Origin of the sequence: Brachybacterium sp. EE-P12, assembly GCF_003711805.1 — a bacterium.
Classification (GTDB): domain Bacteria; phylum Actinomycetota; class Actinomycetes; order Actinomycetales; family Dermabacteraceae; genus Brachybacterium.
The window spans coordinates 277,114-295,030 of record NZ_QXCP01000009.1; the positions used below are offsets into that span (position 1 = coordinate 277,114).

Genomic DNA, 17,917 nt, shown 5'->3' on the forward strand with positions numbered 1-17,917 from the left:
ATCATTCGCCGTGCGCGACTGCGAGATCCCTCGCAGAGGAGGCGGCCAGGGCGAGCGTCGCGTCGACCGGCTCGACGACCAGCTCGTGCGCCGTCTCCCGCACCCGGGCGGTGAGCACGCGCCGCGCCCGACGCCGATGCCGGGCCCCGGTCAGCGCCGCGATCGCACCGCCCGCGACGCCCAGCAGGATCCCGGCCGCGATCGCGAGGACCAGCATCACCGTGGGCAGCGGGATCGCGATCCACAGGTCCTCGACCATCGGCATCGGCGGCGGGGGCACTCCGAGGAAGGCCAGCGCCGCGTTCAGGCCCAGCCAGCCCAGGCCCACCACGCCGACCAGCAGCGCGAGCCACTGCAGCACGTCCAGCACGCGCCACCACCAGGAGGTCCGCCCGGCGTGCAGGTCCGCGCCGGCGACCGCCTGGTCGAGGGCGTCCGGCAGGGTCGCCTCGCCGCTGCGGGCCGCGGCCCGGACCGCAGCGCGCCAGGGATCGGTGCCGCCGGCGGAGGCCTCGTCGGCGAAGCGGCGCAGCCCGCTCGAGGCGCGCGCGGCCGCGGCGGCGTCCGGAGCGGGCAGCGAGGTGCGCTCGAGCCCCGCGCCGTCCCGCGCCCGCCCGATCCCGAGTCGGCCCAGCGGATCCGGGCGCAGGCCGCGAGCCCAGCGCAGCGGCGGCCAGCCGACCCGGCGCGCGGCCCGGTGGCGGTAGGAGGCGCCGACGGCACGGGAGACGGGCTCGACATGGGCGGCCTGGGCGAGGTCGTCCACCAGCTCGTCCACCGCGGCGGGCGCGGCCCGCTCGGCCATGCCCGCGGGGTCGGCGGCACGGCGCAGCTCCTCGGCGGCCCCGCGCACGTCGGCGCGGTGGCGCTGGATGCTCGCCTCGCGGCTGCGGGCGATGCCCAGCAGGTGCTCGCGCAGCTCCGCGACGCCGTCCCCGGTCTCGGCGGAGGTCGCGAGCACGGGCGCGTCCTGGAGCCCGTCGGCGCGGGCGATCCGGGCGAGGGAGGCGAGCACGCTCTCGAGCTCGCCCTGCCGCAGGCGATCGGCCTGGTTCAGGACCAGGACGGTGACCGCGTCGTGCCCGGCGAAGGGGCGCACGAACTCGTGGTGCAGGAGCGCATCGGCATACTTCTGCGGATCGGTGACCCACACGATCACGTCGACCATCCCGGTCATCCGCTCGGCGATGTCGCGGTGGGCGGACGCGACGGAGTCGAGGTCCGGCAGGTCCAGCAGCACCACGCCGGGCACGGCGCTCCCCTCGGCGCGGCGGGCACGGCGCCCGCGGGAGGGATCGGCGGCGGCGCGGGCGAGCGCGGAGTCCTCCGCCAGGGCGTGGCGCTCCTCGACCTCGAGCCAGTCCAGCAGCGCCTCGCTGCCGGCGTCGCCGAGCACGGCGGCCAGCGGCGCGGAGGTGGTGGGGCGGCGCACCGCGGCGCGCGCGATGTCCCGGCCGACGAGGGCGTTCAACAGGGAGGACTTCCCCGAGCCGGTCGCGCCGAAGAGCCCGATCACGGTGTGCTCGGCCGAGAGGGCGCGGCGGTGGTCGATGCGTGCGAGCAGCTCGCGGGTGCTGTCCACGGCCGGGCCGGGCGCGATCCCGTCGAGGGCGGCGAGCGCCCGTTCGAGGGCCTCGAGGCGCTCGTGGAGCGGGGCGGTGCGGTCGCGGCGGCGGCTCATCGGGACTCCTCCCGGATCTCGCGGGCAAGGGCGGCGAGCGCCTCGGCGTCCCCGGCGAGCGCCTCCGCCTCGTCCTCGCCGCCGAGCGCGTCGAGGCGCTCGAGGAAGGGAGCGGCCCCGCCGGCGACCAGGGCGTCGAGCCGGCCGGTGAGGGACTCCCGCGCGGTGCGGGCCATGCGGCGCACCGCCTCGTCGCCGAAGACCGCCTCCAGCAGCCGCTGGCCGACGACGGCGGTCGCGGCGCCCGCGCCGACCTCCAGCCCGGTGGGGATGAAGGCGGTGGAGGCGAAGACCACGACCATCAGGGCGACGCCGACGGCGTTGACGCCGAGGGAGAGCAGGCGCGCCTTCGTGCGCCGGTCGGCGCCCTCGGCGCGCACCAGCTCGAGCACGTCCCCCTGCCAGTCGCGGACCGCGGCGCGGACCTGCTCGGCGAAGCCGTCGGGCAGGCGGGAGAGGTCCCGCCCCTCGGCGAGGGAGCGGCCCGCGGGGCTCGCCCGCCAGGCGGCGTCGGCGCGCTCGGCGCCGTGCGCGGTCTCGTCGACGACCACGTGCACCAGCCCGGTGCCGAGCGCCTGCTCGGCCGCGACGGCTGGGGCGGGGCGGCCGGAGACCATCTGGCCGAGCCGGTCGCGGGCCCGGGTGACGAGGGATTCCACCCCGCGCAGCAGCTCCCCCGTGCCGACCACGTCCTGCCAGCGGGCGAGGACCTCGCCGCGCAGCAGGGAGCCGTCGCCGAGAGCCGCGTCGATCCGTTCGCGGGAGCCGTCGAAGGCGCCGGTGGCCTCCTCGCGCAGGCGCCGGCGTTCGGCGTCCTGGCGGGCGGCGTGCGCGGCGAGCTCCCCGGCGGAGGCGGCGAGGCCGTCGACCGCGCCGGCGAGGGTGCGGCGCGCGATGCGACGGCGCTGCTCCCCGTCGGCAGCCAGCGCCGTGAAGTGTGCGGCGAGCTCGCCGATCACGCCCGACGGGAGCATGCCCTCGGCGTCGATCTCCGTCTCGGGGACGAGGAAGAGGTGCTCCACCTCGACGCCCTGTCGCTCGAGCATCGCGGTGAGATCGGTGGAGAGCTCCTCGGCGACGCCGGCGCGGTCCGGGATCCGGTTCATCACCACGTCGACGGTCACGTCCCGCTCGGCGGCGGTGCGCAGCACCTCCCAGGGCACGGCGTCGGCGTAGCGGTTCGCGGTGGTCACGAACAGCCACAGGTCCGCGGCGCGCAGCAGCTGCCGGGCGAGCTCGCGGTTGCCGGTCGCGACGGAGTCGATGTCGGGCGCGTCCAGCAGGGCGAGCCCCTGCGGGATCCGCTCCTCGCCGTGGAGCTCGAGGGACGTGGCGGGGTCGACGTCGCCGGTGGTGTCCTGCGGGCCCGGCGCCTCGGCATCGGGGGCGCCGATCCCGCCGTGCACCCGGGCCAGGCCCGGCAGGATGCGCGGGCCGGTGAACCAGGGCTCGTCGTCCGGATGGTGCAGCAGCACGGGGCGGCGGGTGGTGGGGCGGATCGCGCCGGAGCGGCTCACCGGCTCGCCGACGAGGGCGTTGACGAGGGTGGACTTGCCGGCGCCGGTGGAACCGCCGATCACCACCAGCAGAGGCGCGTCGAGGGAGGCCAGACGCGGCGTGACGTGGTCGGCGAGCTGGGAGAGCGCGGCGCGGGCCTCGGTGCGGGCGGCGTCCGCGCCGTCCACGGGCAGCGGCAGCTCGATGCCGCGGAGGTGCTCCGCGAAGGTGTCGAGCACCTGGGTGGTCCGATCGGTCATGGCTCCCCCCGGAATGGTCGGGCACGGGCCCCGGGGACGGGGCACCACAGCGTCATTGTGGCAGGTCGCGTCTCTGCAGGAGGGCGACTCGGCGCGGGAGGTCGCGGGGATCGGCGCCGCTCGGCCGCCGCTCAGTCCAGGAACGGGTCCAGCCCCCACTCGGGGAAGACGCCGCGCCGCGCGGCCTGGACGGCCCGGTCCAGCGGGTCCTCGGGGTCGTAGCCCTCCTCCCAGTCCCGCACCGCCAGGGGCCGGTCGTCCCCGAAGCGGACGATCGCCGGATCCGGGGAGAGGCCGTGCTCGGTGCGGGCCCGCTCGGCCGCGGCGAGGAAGTCCCGCGGCAGCGGGGCGGCGGGGTCGATCGGGGCGCCGGTCGCGACAGCGAGCAGATGCGTCCAGGAGCGCGGGACCACGTCGATCACCGCGTACCCGCCGCCGCCGAGGGCGAGCCAGCGCCCCTCGCAGACCTCGTCGGCCAGCTGCCGCATCAGCATCATCACCTCGCGCTGCGCCTCGAGGGTGACGGTGAAGTCGGCCAGCGGGTCGCTGCGATGGGTGTCGGCGCCGTGCTGGGTGACCAGGAGCGTGGGCCGCACCGCCCGGACCAGGGCGGGGACGGTCGCGCGGATCGCCCGCACCCAGCCGTCGGCCGTGGTCCTCGGCGGCAGCGGCACGTTGATCGCGGTGCCGGGGGCGGCGGGCCCGCCGGTGTCCTGCACGAATCCGGTGCCGGGGAAGAGCCGCTCCCCCGTCTCGTGGATCGAGAGGGTCACGGCGCGGGGCTCGTCCCACAGCGCCCGCTCGACGCCGTCGCCGTGGTGGACGTCGACGTCGACGTACATCACGCGCTCCTCGCCGCGCTCGAGGGCGCGGCGCACCGCGAGCGCGGCGTCGTTGTAGACGCAGAAGCCGGAGGCGCTGGCGGGCTTGGCGTGGTGGAGGCCGCCGGCGATGTTGACCGCGCGCCGCACCCGGGCGTCGAGGATCGCGTCGACCGCGGCGAGGGAGCCGCCGGCGATGCGGGCGGAGGCGGTGTGCATCCCGGGGAAGGGCGGGACGTCGTCGCCGCCGATGCCGAAGGAGATCAGCTCGTCGAGGTCCTCCGCGCTCAGCCCCTCGAAGCCGGCCGAGGCCCGGCGCACCGCCGCGATGTAGTCGCCGTCGTGGACGGTGCCGAGCTCCGCATCGCTCGCGACGGGGGCGGGCAGGATCTGCACGCCCTCGCGGTCCAGGACCCCGGCGGCGCCGGCGAGCGAGCGGGTCAGCGACAGCCGGATCGGGGCCATCGGGTGGAAGGGACCGAAGTCGTACTCGGGCAGGACGTCGTCCCACACGATCCCGATACCGTCGGGGGCGGGGACGGGCTGCGGGGAGGGCGCGTCGGCGAGCATGACGTGAAGCGTACCCAGCCGCGCCGCCGAGCGAGGCACGTCGCAGCTCGACCCGAGGGGCGAGCGCCGCCCGGCCCGAGGCCGCGCGGCCGGGTCTAGACTGCCGCGGACGCGACCGCCGGTCGCCACGAGCACGAGGGAAGCGATGAGCGAACGGAGGATCCGGCCCACGCCGAGGCGCCTGACGGGCTCCGTCCCGCGGGCCCGCCGCCCGGGCTGGCGCGATCACGTCAGGTCGCTCGCGAAGGCGACCCCGGCCCGGCTCGCTCTGGGCGTGTTCACGCTGCTGATCGGGCTGTTCACGGCGCTGCTGGCGCTGCCGGTCTCCTCCGCCGACGGGCAGGGCACCGCGCTGATCGACGCGCTGTTCACCGCGGTCTCCGCGATCTGCGTGACGGGTCTGTCCACGGTCGAGACCGGCACGCACTGGTCGACCTTCGGGCTGACGGTGATCATGGTCGCGGTGAAGCTCGGCGGTCTGGGGCTGATGACCGTCGCCTCGCTGCTGAGCATGTCGGTGATGCACCGCCTCGGGCTCGCCCAGCGGGTGATCACCGCGCAGGAGACCCGGGCCGAGCGGCTCGCCGAGGTGGGCGGGGTGCTGCGGGTCATCCTCATCACCTCCACCGCCTTCGAGGCGGCGACCTTCGTGGCCCTGACCCCGTACATGGTGATCACCGAGCACGGCGTGGGCCGCTCGCTGTTCCTGGGGCTGTTCTACGCGATCAGCGCCTTCAACAACGCCGGCTTCGTGCCCGAGCCCGCCGGGACCGAGCAGTACCTCGGCGACCCGTTCTTCACCGTCCCGATCGGGCTCGCGGTGCTGGTGGGATCCCTCGGCTTCCCGGTGATCCTGGTGGTGGTGCGGAAGCTGCGCGCGCCGCGGCGGTGGAGCGTGCACGCGAAGCTGACCCTGACCACGACGGCGCTGCTGCTGGTGGTGGCGTTCGCGGGGTTCCTCGCGATGGAGTGGTCGAACCCCGCGACCCTGGGCGGCCAGAGCTCGGGCACGAAGCTGCTCGCCGGCGGATTCGCCGCGATCATGCCCCGCTCCGGCGGGTTCTCACAGCTGGACGTGGGGCAGCTGACCGCCGAGTCGCGCCTGCTGACGGACCTGCTGATGTTCATCGGCGGCGGCTCCGGCTCCACCGCCGGCGGGATCCGGGTGACCACCTTCGCGCTGCTGATGCTGTCGATCTGGGCGGAGGTGCGCGGCAACCCGGACGTGGAGGTGTTCGGGCGCCGCATCCCCCACGAGACGATCCGGCAGGCGATCGGCGTGCTGGTGATGAGCGCGACGATCGTGTTCGCGGCGACCTTCGTGCTGCTGCGCATGACCCCGTACTCGCTGGACCAGGTGCTCTTCGAGGCCCTGTCCGCCTTCGGCACGGTGGGGCTGAGCACGGGGATCACGCCGCTGCTGCCCCCGGAGGCCAAGGCCGTGCTCGCGCTGTGCATGTACGTGGGGCGCCTGGGGCCGATGACGCTCGGCGCCGCGCTCGCGGTCCGCTCCCGGGTGCGGATGATCCAGTACCCCGAGGAGCGCCCGATCGTGGGCTGAGCGCCCGTCGACCTAGACTGGGCCGGCCCTGCCCGTCCCGCCCATGCCCGCCCATGCCCGCCCTGCCCGCACCTGTCCGTCCCCGCCCTGCCCGCACCTGTCCCCGAAGGAGCCGACATGCCCCGCACCGTCCGTGACGAGGGAGTGCTCGTGATCGGCCTGGGCCGCTTCGGCGCCGCGATCGCCCTGACCCTCGAGAAGCTCGGCACGCAGGTCCTCGCGATCGACACCGACGCGGAGCTCGTGCAGAAGTACTCCGGCCAGCTCACCCACGTGGTGCGCGCCGACGCCACCCAGCCCGAGGTGCTCGAGCAGGTCGGCGCCGGGGACTTCCGCATCGCCGTGGTGGGGGTGGGCACCTCGATCGAGTCCAGCGTGCTCATCTCGACGAACCTCGTCGACCTCGGCAAGCCCGTGATCTGGGCGAAGGCGATCTCCTCCGCGCACGGCCGGATCCTGCAGCGCATCGGCGCCCACCACGTGGTCTATCCCGAGGCGGATGCCGGCAAGCGCGTCGCGCACCTGGTCAACGGGCGGCTGCTGGACTTCATCGAGTTCGACGACGACTTCGCCATCGTGAAGATGCGCGCCCCGCGCGAGGTCGAGGGCAAGACCCTGGCCGAGGCCGACATCCGCCAGCGCTTCGGCGTCACCGTCGTGGGGGTGAAGACCCCCGGCAAGGACTTCACCTACGCGGTGCCGGAGACGGTGGTCGCCGCGCACGACCTGCTGATCGTCTCCGGCCGCACCGGCCTGATCGAGAAGTTCTCCCAGCGCGCCTGAAGGGCATGCGGCGTCGGGCCGGGCGCGGGTGGGGGCGGCACCGGAACGGGACGGGCGCGGGAGCGGGCCGGGCACCGGAACGGGCCGGGCGCGGGTGGGGCGTGGTCATGTACTGGCTGTGGGCGTCCCACTACGGCTATATAGGCGTAGCGGGACGCCCACAGCCAGTACATGACCATCTCCAGCGCGGGGAGGCCACCTGAGCGGGGTCGGCCGCGGCGGGGAGCGCTCAGCCCTTGGTCATGGCGCGGGAGGCGTCGGCCGCGGCGGCCATCGCGGCCGCGACGCCGGAGCGGACGCCCTCGCGCTCGAGGGCGGCGAGGCCCTGGACGGTGGTGCCGCCGGGGCTGGAGACGCCGTTCTTCGCGACCGCGGGGTGCATGCCGCTCTCGGCGAGCATCGTCGCCGCACCCCGCACCGTCTGCTGGACGAGGGCGGCGGCGAGGTCGCGCTTCAGCCCCAGGCGCACGGCCTCGTCGGTCATCGCCTCGATGATCGCGAAGACGAAGGCCGACAGCGACCCGGCCGCGCCGATGAAGGCGTGGACCTGCTCCTCGGTGATGTCCACGGCCACCCCGGCGCGGGAGAACAGGGCGTGCAGCAGCTCGTGCTGGGCATCGGCGACGGCGTCGCCGCGCATGAGGCCGACGGCCCCCTCCCCCACCGAGATCGGTGTGTTCGGCATGGCCCGGGCCGCCGCGGTGCCGGGCGGCAGTGCCTCTTCGAGCTGCGCGAGGGTGATGCCGGCGGCGAGGGAGAGCACGACCGCGCCCTCGGGGAGGTCGTCCCGCAGCTCGGCGGCGAGGTCGAGGATCTGGTACGGCTTCACGCCGAGCACGACGACGTCGGCGTCCCGCACGGCCTCGGCGCGGGAAGCGGCGGCGATCGCGCCGAGCTCGCTCGCAGCGCGCTCGCTGCTCTCCGGGCTCGAGTTCACGACCTGCAGGTTCTCGGGCCGCACGCCCGCGTCGAGCATGGTGCGGCCGACGGGCCCACCCATGTTCCCGGCGCCGATGAGGGCGATGCGGACGGCGGAGAGGTCGATGGTCCCGGTGCTCGTGTCAGTCATCCCGCCAGCGTACGGCGCCGGCGCCGGGGTCGGCACCCGTGCCCGGCGGGGAGGGCCCGAGCTACCGGGCCCGGGCGATGCGGGACTCGACCAGGACGAGCAGCTGGACGGCCGCCGCGCCGAGGACGGCGAGGAGCAGCATCAGCGGCCAGTCCGCGCCCGGCCCCTGCAGGGCGCCTGCGGCGTCCTGCCAGGGCCAGAGGCTGCGCAGGGCGCCGATCATGACACCGGCGAGCACCACCATGGTGCCGCGGTGATGGCGGGTCAGCAGAAGGCGCATGAGCTTCACGATGACGACCAGGCCCACGAGCGCCCAGAGCCCGAACCAGGCGATGTAGCCGAGGTCCCGCTGGTCCACGGCCTGCAGGGTGGGCTGGTAGAGGCCGACGCTCAGCAGCAGGAAGGAGCCCGAGACTCCCGGCAGCACGAGCGCGCACACGGCGACCGCGGCGGCGGGGGCGACCACCCAGGGACTCGGCTCGAGAGTCGTCGAGGGCAGGGATGTCAGCAGCAGCCCGCCGGCCGCCCCGACGGCGAACAGGCCGACCTCCGCTCCGCGCCACGCCCCGCCGGAGAGCCGCACGGGCACCAGCACGGAGCCGGCCACGAGTCCGAGGAACAGGGCGCGCATGGTGAGGGGATGGTCCTCGACGAGGCCCGCGACGGGCCCGGCGACGGTGAGGACGGCCGCCGCCATCCCGACCAGCAGCGGGAGCACGAGGAGCCAGTTCACGCCGCGCAGCTGCTCCTGCGCGCCGGCGACGCGGTCGGGGCCGGTCACGAGGCGCCGGGCGGCGGCGGTGACCCGGTGGCCCGCCTCGATCGCCTCGTCGTAGATCCCGGTGACGAGGGCGACGGTCCCGCCGCTGACGCCGGGGACGGTCTCGACCACGCCGATCAGCGCGCCGCGCAGGAGGTTCCCGAGCGGGTTGCGGTGGCGCGGGAGGGCGGTGTCGGCGAGCGCGGCGGCGGGGGCGGTGTCCGTCATGGGGCCAGCCTACGGAGCGGGGCTCTCGGTCCCGGCATCGAGCCCCGCGGCGAGTGACCGACTCCGCGCCGGTGCTTCCCGGTCCGCTGCCGGGGCGGTCAGGGGCGCGGCACCGAGCGGCCCGCGCCCTGCCCCGTCAGCGGCCGCGGCCCCAGTGCGGGGGCACGTCGCCGCTGAGGCGGGCGTCGTTGGACTCGTCGGCCCCGGGCTCGGGGGCGTCCTCGGCGAGGCGGTCCGGGAGCACCTTCGGCGCCTCGCGGGAGGTCGCGGGCGCGGGACCCGAGCCGTCCTCCCACTGCATCGGCTTGCCGGTGATCGAGGAGATCACCACGCGCTTCGCGCTCACTGCCGTTCCTGGTAGCGACGGATCGCGCTGGAGACGGAGACGTCCAGCAGCACCGAGCGCTGCTCGAAGCCGAGGAAGCTGCGCACCTCGGTGGCCAGGTGCTCCTCGAGCCGTGCCCGGCCGTCGGAGCAGATGTACTCGACCACCGCGTCGAAGTCGTCGCTCGAGTAGAAGCTCAGCGGGTGTCCGGCGGGGATCTGCGGGCGCGGCAGGCGGTGGCGCACGGTGCCCACGCCCGACGGGGAGTCGGAGCTCTCCTCGGCCTGGACCAGGCGCAGCGCCCGGTCCAGGGCGCGGCGGATCCGCTCGGCCTCGCCGTCGGGGTCGATGAACAGGGCCCAGGACCACACCCGCTCGGTCGCCCATCCGGCCGCCTCGAGCCGTTCGGCCCGCAGCCGGTCGCGCTCGCGCTGGCTCGGGGTGTCGACGTAGTGGGAGCCGTCGGTGTCCACGGCGAGCAGGAGCCGGCCGGGCATGTCGGGATGGCCGAGCGCCAGCTCGATCCGGTCGCCGGAGAGGCCGAAGTCCCGCTCGACCAGCAGGCCCAGGCGGCGCAGGCGATCGGCGAGGTCCTGCACGAGCGCGTCGGTCTCGAGCTCGCGCGGCGCCGGGGCCGCGTCGAGCGGCGCGGTCCCGCCCTCGGGCGCGAGCTCCTCGGAGGGCCCGTCCGCGCCATCCGGCGCGGTGTCGCCGTCTGCCGCGGTGTCGCCGTCTGGCGCAGTGTCGCCGACAGGCACGGTCTCGCCATCGGGACCGGCGCCGTCCCCGGCGTCGGTCTCGTCGGCAGGACCGGCCTCCGGGCCCGTCTCCTGCTCCGCCTCGGCGCCCTGCTCGGTCTCGGGCGCCGCATCGGCGCTGTCCGCGGAGGCGCTCGCCTTCCTCGCCAGCGCCGCCTCGATCGCGGCGTCGAGGTCCTCGTCGGAGAGGTCCTCGCCCGCCGCGTCGGCCGTCCCGGACTCCTGCCCGGTCCCAGCGGCGCTCTGCTCGGCGGCCGCGGCGAGCTCCTCCTGCTCCGGCGCGGCGGGGGCGGCGCGGGGCGCCTCGGGAAGGGGCGGGGCGACCGCCTCCTCGCTGCCGGTGAGCGCGGCGACGTGGGGGACGACGGGGACGTCGTGACCGCCCTGCAGCACCCACAGCAGGGCGCGCAGGTCGCGGGCGCCGTCGGTGCGCATGCGGGCGTGGTCGAGGTCCTGCACCCCGAGGGAGGAGACCACGGTGGTGCGGCCGCGGGCCCGGGTGATCACGGTGGCCAGGGCCTTGCGGCCGCTCTCCTCGGACAGCGGGCCGAAGCGGTGCAGCAGCCGGCCGTGCGGGGTCTTGCCGAAGCCGACCGAGACGATGATGTCGTCGCGCAGCACCGAGGTGGCCTGCGCGGCCGGCAGCACGGTGAAGACCTCGCGGGCGCCGGGGTCGAAGTAGTCCCGCAGCGCGGGGATCACGGAGACGGTGTTCATGATCCGCTCCATGAGGCGCCGGGCGTGCTCCTCGGTGAAGGTCAGCACGGCCAGGGAGCGCTCCGGCCGGGTGCGGGCGTGCTCGATCACGAGGTCGGTGACGCGGCGCAGCTCGGCCTCGGTGCTCTCGACGTACTCCATCGACTCGGTGACGGGGCCGCGGCCGTTCTCGACGGTCACCAGGCGGTCCTGCTCGGGCGCGACGGGGCTCGGCACGGCCACGACCTCGCCCACCAGGGCGCGGCGCTGCGCGAAGGCGCGCAGCCCCTCGGTCGCGGGATGCGGATCGCGCAGGATCTCCTGGTGCGGGGCGATGCGCAGCATGTCGTCCAGGAGGCTCGGCACGGAGTCGCCGCCGTACTCGAGCACATCGCCGACGACGACGGTCTGCCGCGCCCGGACGATCGAGGGCAGCGCCGCGGCGGTGGGCAGCCGCCCGCCGTCGGCGACGATCAGCACGTCGAAGTGGCGTCCCCGCGGGATCACCTGCGGGACGAGATACGGGGAGGCGAGCCAGGCCGGGCGCGCCGCGAAGAGGATGTCCTCGTACTTCGCGGCGAGGTCGCGGATGGACACGGTCGAGGAGCGGGCGAGCTCCGCGATCGCGGAGCGGGAGGTGTCCGGGTAGCGCTTCATGGTCGCGACCCGGGTCTCGTCGGCCGCGGCGTGCACCCGGGCGGAGGCGTCGGCGAGATAGGCGGCGTCCAGGCGGCGGAACCGCTCGGCGACCTGGGACAGGGAGGTGCCGTCGTACTGCGAGATCGTCGGCTCGGCGCCGGCGATCAGCTCGAGCACGCTGCGCCACCAGGCCAGCTCCAGCTCGGCGCCGACCTGGTCGATCGGGACGCGCCGGGCGCGGAGGTCCTCGACGAGCTCGCCGAGCCCGTCGAAGCCGAGGCGGCGCAGCAGCTCGGTGCGGCGCGGCAGGGTCTCGAGGTCGGCGCGGTCCGCGGCGAGCGCCTCGATGCGCCGCTCGAGCTCGTCGAGCTCGGTGCCGGCGAGGTCCGTGCCGGCGGGGGTGCCGTCCAGCAGCACGGCCAGCTCGTCGAGCACCTTCTGGGAGCGGGCGGCGACGCGGTGGACCGCCTCGAGGTCCTCGGGCAGCGCAGGGCGCGAGGGCGCGGCGCCTTCGACCGGGGCGGTGCGGCTGCGCCACTGGTCGGCGACGTCGCGCGCCTCGACGAGGTCGCGGTGCAGGTCCGTCGAGAGCGAGGCGGGTCGCTGCAGCGCGGCGGCGTCCTTGCGCAGGCGGCGGCGGGCGCGGAAGCCCATCTCCACGCCGCGCTCCTCGCGCCAGCGCTTGTCGGCGGTGGCGGCGACGAGATCGGGCAGCGGGGCGGAGAACACGGCCGGCTGGAAGGTGCCCAGCAGCGCCCGCACCCGGTCCAGGAGGGCGAGGCGCTCGACGAGCTGGGCGAGGGTCGCGGGCTCGGCGAGGCCGAGCTCGCCGCCGGCCCGGGCCGCGGCGCGGCGCAGCTGCGGGAGGATCTCGCCGCGCAGCTGGTCGATGAGCTCCTCGGCGCGGGCGGCCTGGGTGTCGCTGCTGATCGGCGCGCCGTACCAGGCGGTCTGCTCGGGGCCGGTGCTGAGCACGCCCACCTCGGCCGCCTCGCGCAGCGCCTCGGCGTAGCGCTCGCGCTCCTCGCCCACCATCTGCGCGGCGACCGAGGCGGGCAGGCGCACGCCGGTGCGGGGCGCGGGGTGCAGGCGGGTCAGGGCGGCGAGCGCGGAGATCGCGTCGTGGGCCGAGGCGTTCCACGGCTCCTGGAGGCGGTGCATCGCCTCGACGTGGCCGACGAGGATGTCGCGGCTGGCGGCGAGCTCCTCGGGCGCGCCGTCCTCGGGGCCGAGCCCGTGGGAGCCGGCGCGGCGCAGGCTGCGCAGCAGCGAGGCGGAGGCGTTGCGCTGCAGGGACGGGTCCGGGGAGAGGTCGAAGACGAGCTCCTCGAGGCCGCGGCCGCGCGCGATCTCGACGAGCTGGGAGAGGTTGCGGCGGCGCTGGGAGACGACGAGCACGCTGCGGCCGCGGGCGTTGAGCTCCTCGGCCAGGTCGACGACGAGGTCGAGGCCGGTGGTGCCGGGCGGGGTGGGCACGGCGAGGTCCCCGCCGGCGAGGACCCGCTCGAGCACGGCGCGATGGCCGGGGTCCACGGCGGCGACCAGCTCGTCCTCGGGCACCTCGGGGCTCGGGGCGTCGCCTGCGCCCTGCACCTCCGCGCGGGCGGTCTCGTCGCCGGCGAGCGCGGCGACGAGCGGGGAGGCGGCCCAGTCCTCGCGCGCCTCGGCGAGGTCCTCGGCGACGGAGCCGGCGGCGTCCATGAGGTTGCCGACCACGAGCGCGTGGAGGATGCGGAAGCCGGTCAGGGGCTGGCCGAGGGAGCGGAAGGCGTCCAGGACGGGGTTGGGGTCGAAGCCGTGGGCGCCGTCGGTCGTGGCCAGCAGCGCTCGGGCGTCGACCGCGACGCCGGCCTCGCGCAGGGCACGCAGCAGGACGGGGTTGAGGTCCGCGGTCGCGTCGACCTCGAGGTCGACGTCCTCGCGGGCGTTGCCGCGCAGGCGCAGGGTCACGGGGCGCACGAGCACGGGGGCGTGGATCGGCTCTGAACCGTCCTCGGGGTACCAGATCGCCTCGCCGATGCCGAGATGGCAGGTGGTCAGGCCCACCTCCTCCGCATGCCGCTCGGCGGCCTCGCGGATCGTGCGGGCGTGGGCGCGGGCGTCGGCGAGCGCGCCGACCTCGCGCACCAGCGAGGACAGGCGGGTGGGGCCGCGCCCGGCGAGGAGCTGGGCGAGCCCGGAGGGGTGGGAGTGGGTGAGGTCCAGCACCGTGCCGCCGGCGCGGATCTGGGTGAGGAAGGAGGGGGCGGTGACGCCGCCGGTGATCTGCTGGGCCCAGCGGTCCAGGGCGTCGGCGACGCGGTCCTCGCGGCTGAGGGGGCGGTGCTCCCGGCGGATGACGGGCATGCCGTCCTCGTCCTGCTCGGGCGCGATCCCGGCACCGACCTCGTCGTAGTGGGGGTCGAGCACGACCTCGTAGCCGCCCGTGCGGGTCGGTGCGCCGCCCTGGCCGCCGCGGTGCGGTGCGGGCTGCTGCTCGGCGGGCTGCTCCCGCGCGGCGCTCTCGGGGGCGGTCTCCGGCCGGTCGGTCGGCTCCGGGGAGGTCCCGTCCCGCTCGCCGCGACGCTCCCGGGCCAGGGCCGACAGGGCGTCGTCACGTGACGACGCCGCCTGGTCCGTGCCCTCCGGACGCTTCTTCCCGCGCAGGAAACTCCACATGGGAGCCCACGCTACCGGCAGCGCGGCGGGCGTCCGCGCAGGCGTGCCGCGCCGGGAGGACGGGACCGGATCACACCTCGTGCAGGCGCACCGAGCTCTCCTCGAGATGCGCGCGGAGATCCTCGGGGACCGGGCCGGCGATCACGAGGTCGGTGAGCACCGAGACGGGGCAGATCCCGGCGAGCGCCCGGTGGCCGATCTTGTCTGCGGTGGCGAGGCCGACGACGCGGCGGGAGTGGCCGATCATGATCCGGGTGACCCCGGCCTCGGCGTCGGAGTTGCAGGTCAGACCCGCACCGAGGTCGAGGCCGACGGTGCCGACGAACATCGTGTCCAGCCACAGGTCGCGCATCGTCGCGGTGGCGAGGGGGCCGGTGAGCTCGAAGGAGTAGGGCTCGGCGACGCCGCCGAGCACGACCGTGCGCACGGAGGGGCGCAGCACTGCCTCGGTCGCGATGTTCAGCGCCGCGCACACGACGGTCAGCCCCGGGGAGCCGTCGCGGGAGTCGAGGTCGGGGCGGGAGACGGCCCGTCGGGCGACGGAGGTGGTGGTGCGCCCGCCGTTGAAGCCGATGATCTGACCCGGCTCGACCAGGGACGCGGCGCGGTCCGCGACGCGCTCGCGCTGGGCGGAGCCCTCGTCGGCCGCACGCGGCACGGTCGCCAGCGAGTAGGCGACGTCGACGGCGACGATCCCGCCGTGGGTGCGGCGGGCGAGCTGCGCGCGCTCCATCTCCATGAAGTCCCGTCGCACCGTCGACTCGCTGACGCCGAGCTCGACGGCGACCTCGGCAACGCTGAGGCGCTTGGTGGTGGTCAGCTGCGAGAGCACGTGGTCCCAGCGGGCGCTGCGCCCCGTGGTCCCCGGGCGGCGAGCGCCGGCGGCGGCTGCGCGCTCGTGCGCGTCAGTTCGGGGCGGCGAGGGGGGCGCCGACGGGGAGGAGGAGGTGGGGCCGGGCCCGGGATCGCGCATGGTCACGCAGCCAGTATTGCGCGACCGGTGACGAGATGGCGGAGAACCGCGCAGAACCGTCCAGCTGCGGACGGATTCTCAGGTCACGTTTGAGTCACGCCCGGATCGGTGGTTACGTTGGCGCCGTCGCCCCGGACACGGGGTGGTTCCGCGAACGAAAGGACATGATCATGGGTTTCGATGACGCGCTGAACAAGGCCAAGGATCTCGCCGGCGAGCACTCCGACCAGGTCAGCAAGGGCATCGACGGTGCCGCGGATCAGGTCAAGGAGCGCACCCCGGACAACGTCGACCAGCACGTCGACACCGGTGCGGACGCCGCCCGCGACAAGCTCGGACTCGGCGGGGACGACAAGAAGGACAAGTGAGTCCCGGCTCCCCCTGAACAGCGGAGAACCCCCGAGGAGAGATCCTCGGGGGTTCTTCTGCGTTCGGGGCCGCGCCCGGCTCGGCGGCTCGAGCCGGCGGGCCGCACCCGGCTCCGGAGGTCAGTCGCGGCGGCGCACGATGACCACGACGGCGACGACGGCGCCGACGACGACCACGCCGAGCACCACGAGGATCGGGGTGAGGGAGGAGCCGCTGTCCTCCTCGGCCGCGGAGTCCTCGGCGGCGCTGTCGTCGGCGGCATCGGAGGCCGCGTCGTCGGAGGCGGTGTCCTGCGCGGCGGAGTCCTCGCCGCCGTCGCTCGCGGCCGGGGCCTCCTCGTCGGCGGGCTCCTCCGCGGCGTCCTGCTCGACGGTCACGGTGAAGGTGCCCTCGATCGGGTGGCCGTCGCTGGAGACGACGCGCCACTGGATCGTGCTCTCACCGGCGGGCAGCGGCTCCTCGAGGGCGGCGGTGGCGACGGGGCCGTCGATGCTCGGGGTGATCTCGGCGAGCTGCTCGCCGTCCTCGTCGGTGATCCGCACCAGCGGGCTCACGTCGAGGATGTCCGCGGAGTAGGTGAGGGTGATCGCCTCGGGCGAGGTCTCGAGCGTCGCGCCGTCGGCCGGGTCGGACTCCAGCAGCGTGTCATGGGCCTGCGCGGGCGCGCCGAGCAGGAGGAGCGCGGCGAGCAGGGCGGCGAAGACCGCGGCGAACGCGGCAGGACGGGCGGTGGTGCGACGGCTGAGCACTGTGTTCACCCCGGCAGGCTACGCCAGGGGGTTGCGACGGGGCTGTGCCCCCGCTCACCGCTCGGGCAGCGGCACGGCGTGGCGCAGCACCGGCAGGGCGGCGCGCGCGGCCTCGATCTCGGCGAGGTCGAGGTCGACCATCAGCAGTTCCCGGCTCGAGGCCGAGCTCCTGGCGGATGCGCCCCAGGGGGCCGACGGCGGCGGAGCGCCCGATCCCGCGCGGCGCCTTGCCCGCGTAGCAGGCGGGCGGGGACTGGTCCGCGGCGAGGATCACGGAGGTGGAATCCAGTGCCCGCGCGCGCAGCAGCAGCTGGAGCTGCTCGCGCTTGCCCGGCCCCGCGGCCCAGGCGGTGGGCAGCACGATCGCCTGCGCGCCGCGGCGGGCGAGCGCCGTGAACTGCTCGGGGAAACGCATGTCGTAGCAGGTGGCGACGCCGAAGCAGGTGCCGGCGAGGTCGAAGGTGACCAGTTCCTGCCCGGGAGCGACGGTCGCGGACTCGTCGGCGTCGAAGGCGTCGAAGAGGTGGATCTTGCGGTACTCGAGCGAGGGGCTGCCGCCGGGGCCGCGCACGAGCACGGTGTTGTGGACCCGGCCGTCCGCGGCGGGGCTGAAGGAGCCGGCGACCACGACGAGCGAGTGCTCCTCGGCGAGCTCCTCGAGCAGGCGGACGAAGCCCTCGTGGCGGGTCTCGGCGGCCGCGCGCAGGTCGGTGCCGAAGGGGGTGAGGGTCGCCTCGGGCAGGACGACGAGGTGGGCGCCCTGCTGCGCGGCCTCGGCGACGGCGCCGCGCACCACGGCGACCATCGAGTCATGGTCGGTGGGCACCTCGATCTGGGCGAGGGCGATACGCGGCCCGGCGGCGCGGCGCACCTGGTCCAGCGCGTCGGGGGTGTCGATGTCGGCGGCCTCCGCGCCGGTGACGGGCAGGCTCGTGAGCTCGTCCTCGTCGAGGGCGCCGTAGAGGCGGCGCAGGCTGAGGTCCGCCCAGCCGCCGTCCTCGCGCTCGACGGCGGCGAGCGCGGCGCGCATCCGGCCCAGCGGCCAGGCGGCGCCGAGGAACTGCACGTGCCCGTACTTCGATTCGAGGGCGACGACGCGGGCGAGCTCCGCGCTGCGGGCGGCGAGCGTGGTGAGGGTCTCGGGGCGCAGCAGCGGCATGTCCCCGCCGAGCACGAGCACGGTCGCCTCGTCGGGCGCCTCGGAGATCTCGGCGATCCCGCGGGCGAGCGCCGCGAGCGGCCCGGAGCGCGGCGGGTCCTCGAGCACGAAGCGGGCGCCGTGGCGGGCGGCGAGGTCGCCGCCGTCGGCGCCGCTGGGGCCCACGACGATGCGGCGACCGACGGGGGCAGCGCGCAGCACGCGTTCGAGCACGCTCGCTCCCGCGATGGGCAGACGGGTCTTGTCGGTGCCGCCGAGGCGCGAGGCGGCGCCCCCGGCGAGGATCACGGCGGCGACGGTGGCGGTGGTCTCGTGCGGTGCGGTCGACATGGAGCGATCCTGCCACGGGAGGCTACGATGA

13 protein-coding genes are annotated in these 17,917 nt (G+C 75.7%); 3 read left to right on the forward strand and 10 right to left on the reverse strand.

Annotation, left to right across the window (positions count from 1 at the left end; genetic code table 11):
- Position 1: 1 nt before the first annotated feature.
- From D1648_RS13515 to D1648_RS13525, 3 genes are all read right to left on the reverse strand, one after another.
- Positions 2–1,681 carry a dynamin family protein gene (locus D1648_RS13515; RefSeq protein ID WP_122942696.1) on the reverse strand — a complete coding sequence of 560 codons (1,680 nt, stop codon included), beginning with the start codon at positions 1,679–1,681 and terminating at the stop codon, positions 2–4.
- Entirely contained in the window at positions 1,678–3,438 is a 1,761-nt protein-coding gene (locus D1648_RS13520) for a dynamin family protein (protein ID WP_122942698.1), read from the reverse strand. The genes D1648_RS13515 and D1648_RS13520 overlap by 4 nt, the downstream gene beginning before the upstream one ends.
- Before the next feature lie 131 nt (positions 3,439–3,569).
- Positions 3,570–4,829 carry an acetoin utilization protein AcuC gene (locus D1648_RS13525; protein ID WP_122942700.1) on the reverse strand — a complete coding sequence of 420 codons (1,260 nt, stop codon included), beginning with the start codon at positions 4,827–4,829 and terminating at the stop codon, positions 3,570–3,572.
- Positions 4,830–4,974: 145 nt separating this feature from the next.
- Between D1648_RS13525 and D1648_RS13530 the strand changes: the two genes are divergently transcribed.
- Complete coding sequence (locus D1648_RS13530; protein ID WP_122942702.1) at positions 4,975–6,390, forward strand: TrkH family potassium uptake protein; 1,416 nt, start codon at positions 4,975–4,977, stop codon at positions 6,388–6,390.
- 117 nt (positions 6,391–6,507) lie between these two features.
- On the forward strand, positions 6,508–7,173 hold the full coding sequence (locus tag D1648_RS13535; RefSeq protein WP_122942705.1) for a TrkA family potassium uptake protein: 666 nt from the start codon (positions 6,508–6,510) through the stop codon (positions 7,171–7,173).
- Between the two features lie 229 nt (positions 7,174–7,402).
- Here the strand turns inward: D1648_RS13535 and proC are convergent, their stop codons facing one another.
- From proC to D1648_RS13560, 5 genes are all read right to left on the reverse strand, one after another.
- Complete coding sequence (gene proC, locus D1648_RS13540) at positions 7,403–8,242, reverse strand: pyrroline-5-carboxylate reductase (RefSeq protein ID WP_122942707.1); 840 nt, start codon at positions 8,240–8,242, stop codon at positions 7,403–7,405.
- 61 nt (positions 8,243–8,303) lie between these two features.
- Positions 8,304–9,230, reverse strand: a complete 927-nt coding sequence (locus D1648_RS13545; protein WP_122942709.1) for a DUF368 domain-containing protein — start codon at positions 9,228–9,230, stop codon at positions 8,304–8,306.
- Between the two features lie 136 nt (positions 9,231–9,366).
- Positions 9,367–9,576 carry a hypothetical protein gene (locus D1648_RS13550; RefSeq protein ID WP_122942711.1) on the reverse strand — a complete coding sequence of 70 codons (210 nt, stop codon included), beginning with the start codon at positions 9,574–9,576 and terminating at the stop codon, positions 9,367–9,369.
- Positions 9,573–14,306: a DUF4011 domain-containing protein gene (locus D1648_RS13555; protein WP_122942713.1), complete on the reverse strand. Its 4,734-nt coding sequence runs from the start codon at positions 14,304–14,306 to the stop codon at positions 9,573–9,575. The genes D1648_RS13550 and D1648_RS13555 overlap by 4 nt, the downstream gene beginning before the upstream one ends.
- Positions 14,307–14,376: 70 nt before the next feature.
- Positions 14,377–15,279, reverse strand: coding sequence for a DeoR/GlpR family DNA-binding transcription regulator (locus D1648_RS13560; protein WP_241155522.1), 903 nt, complete (start codon positions 15,277–15,279; stop codon positions 14,377–14,379).
- Positions 15,280–15,449: 170 nt separating this feature from the next.
- On the opposite strand from D1648_RS13560, the gene D1648_RS13565 reads away from it, so the two are divergent.
- Positions 15,450–15,647, forward strand: a complete 198-nt coding sequence (locus tag D1648_RS13565) for an antitoxin (RefSeq protein ID WP_122943339.1) — start codon at positions 15,450–15,452, stop codon at positions 15,645–15,647.
- Between the two features lie 120 nt (positions 15,648–15,767).
- Here D1648_RS13565 and D1648_RS18455 read toward each other — a convergent pair whose 3' ends face one another.
- Positions 15,768–16,406, reverse strand: coding sequence for a copper resistance CopC family protein (locus tag D1648_RS18455; RefSeq protein WP_122942718.1), 639 nt, complete (start codon positions 16,404–16,406; stop codon positions 15,768–15,770).
- Positions 16,294–17,886: a nitrilase-related carbon-nitrogen hydrolase gene (locus D1648_RS13575; RefSeq protein WP_241155499.1), complete on the reverse strand. Its 1,593-nt coding sequence runs from the start codon at positions 17,884–17,886 to the stop codon at positions 16,294–16,296. The genes D1648_RS18455 and D1648_RS13575 overlap by 113 nt, the downstream gene beginning before the upstream one ends.
- Positions 17,887–17,917 lie beyond the last annotated feature (31 nt).

Excerpts from the sequence above, each read along its gene's own strand:
- D1648_RS13525 (WP_122942700.1), bottom strand. The coding sequence starts at position 4,829 with ATGCTCGCCGACGCGCCCTCCCCGCAGCCCGTCCCCGCCCCCGACGGT.
- D1648_RS13520 (WP_122942698.1), bottom strand. The coding sequence starts at position 3,438 with ATGACCGATCGGACCACCCAGGTGCTCGACACCTTCGCGGAGCACCTC.
- D1648_RS13535 (WP_122942705.1), top strand. The coding sequence starts at position 6,508 with ATGCCCCGCACCGTCCGTGACGAGGGAGTGCTCGTGATCGGCCTGGGC.
- D1648_RS13545 (WP_122942709.1), bottom strand. The coding sequence starts at position 9,230 with ATGACGGACACCGCCCCCGCCGCCGCGCTCGCCGACACCGCCCTCCCG.
- D1648_RS13560 (WP_241155522.1), bottom strand. The coding sequence starts at position 15,279 with ATGCGCGATCCCGGGCCCGGCCCCACCTCCTCCTCCCCGTCGGCGCCC.
- D1648_RS13565 (WP_122943339.1), top strand. The coding sequence starts at position 15,450 with ATGGGTTTCGATGACGCGCTGAACAAGGCCAAGGATCTCGCCGGCGAG.
- D1648_RS13575 (WP_241155499.1), bottom strand. The coding sequence starts at position 17,886 with ATGTCGACCGCACCGCACGAGACCACCGCCACCGTCGCCGCCGTGATC.
- D1648_RS13530 (WP_122942702.1), top strand. The coding sequence starts at position 4,975 with ATGAGCGAACGGAGGATCCGGCCCACGCCGAGGCGCCTGACGGGCTCC.
- D1648_RS13555 (WP_122942713.1), bottom strand. The coding sequence starts at position 14,306 with ATGTGGAGTTTCCTGCGCGGGAAGAAGCGTCCGGAGGGCACGGACCAG.
- proC (WP_122942707.1), bottom strand. The coding sequence starts at position 8,242 with ATGACTGACACGAGCACCGGGACCATCGACCTCTCCGCCGTCCGCATC.
- D1648_RS13515 (WP_122942696.1), bottom strand. The coding sequence starts at position 1,681 with ATGAGCCGCCGCCGCGACCGCACCGCCCCGCTCCACGAGCGCCTCGAG.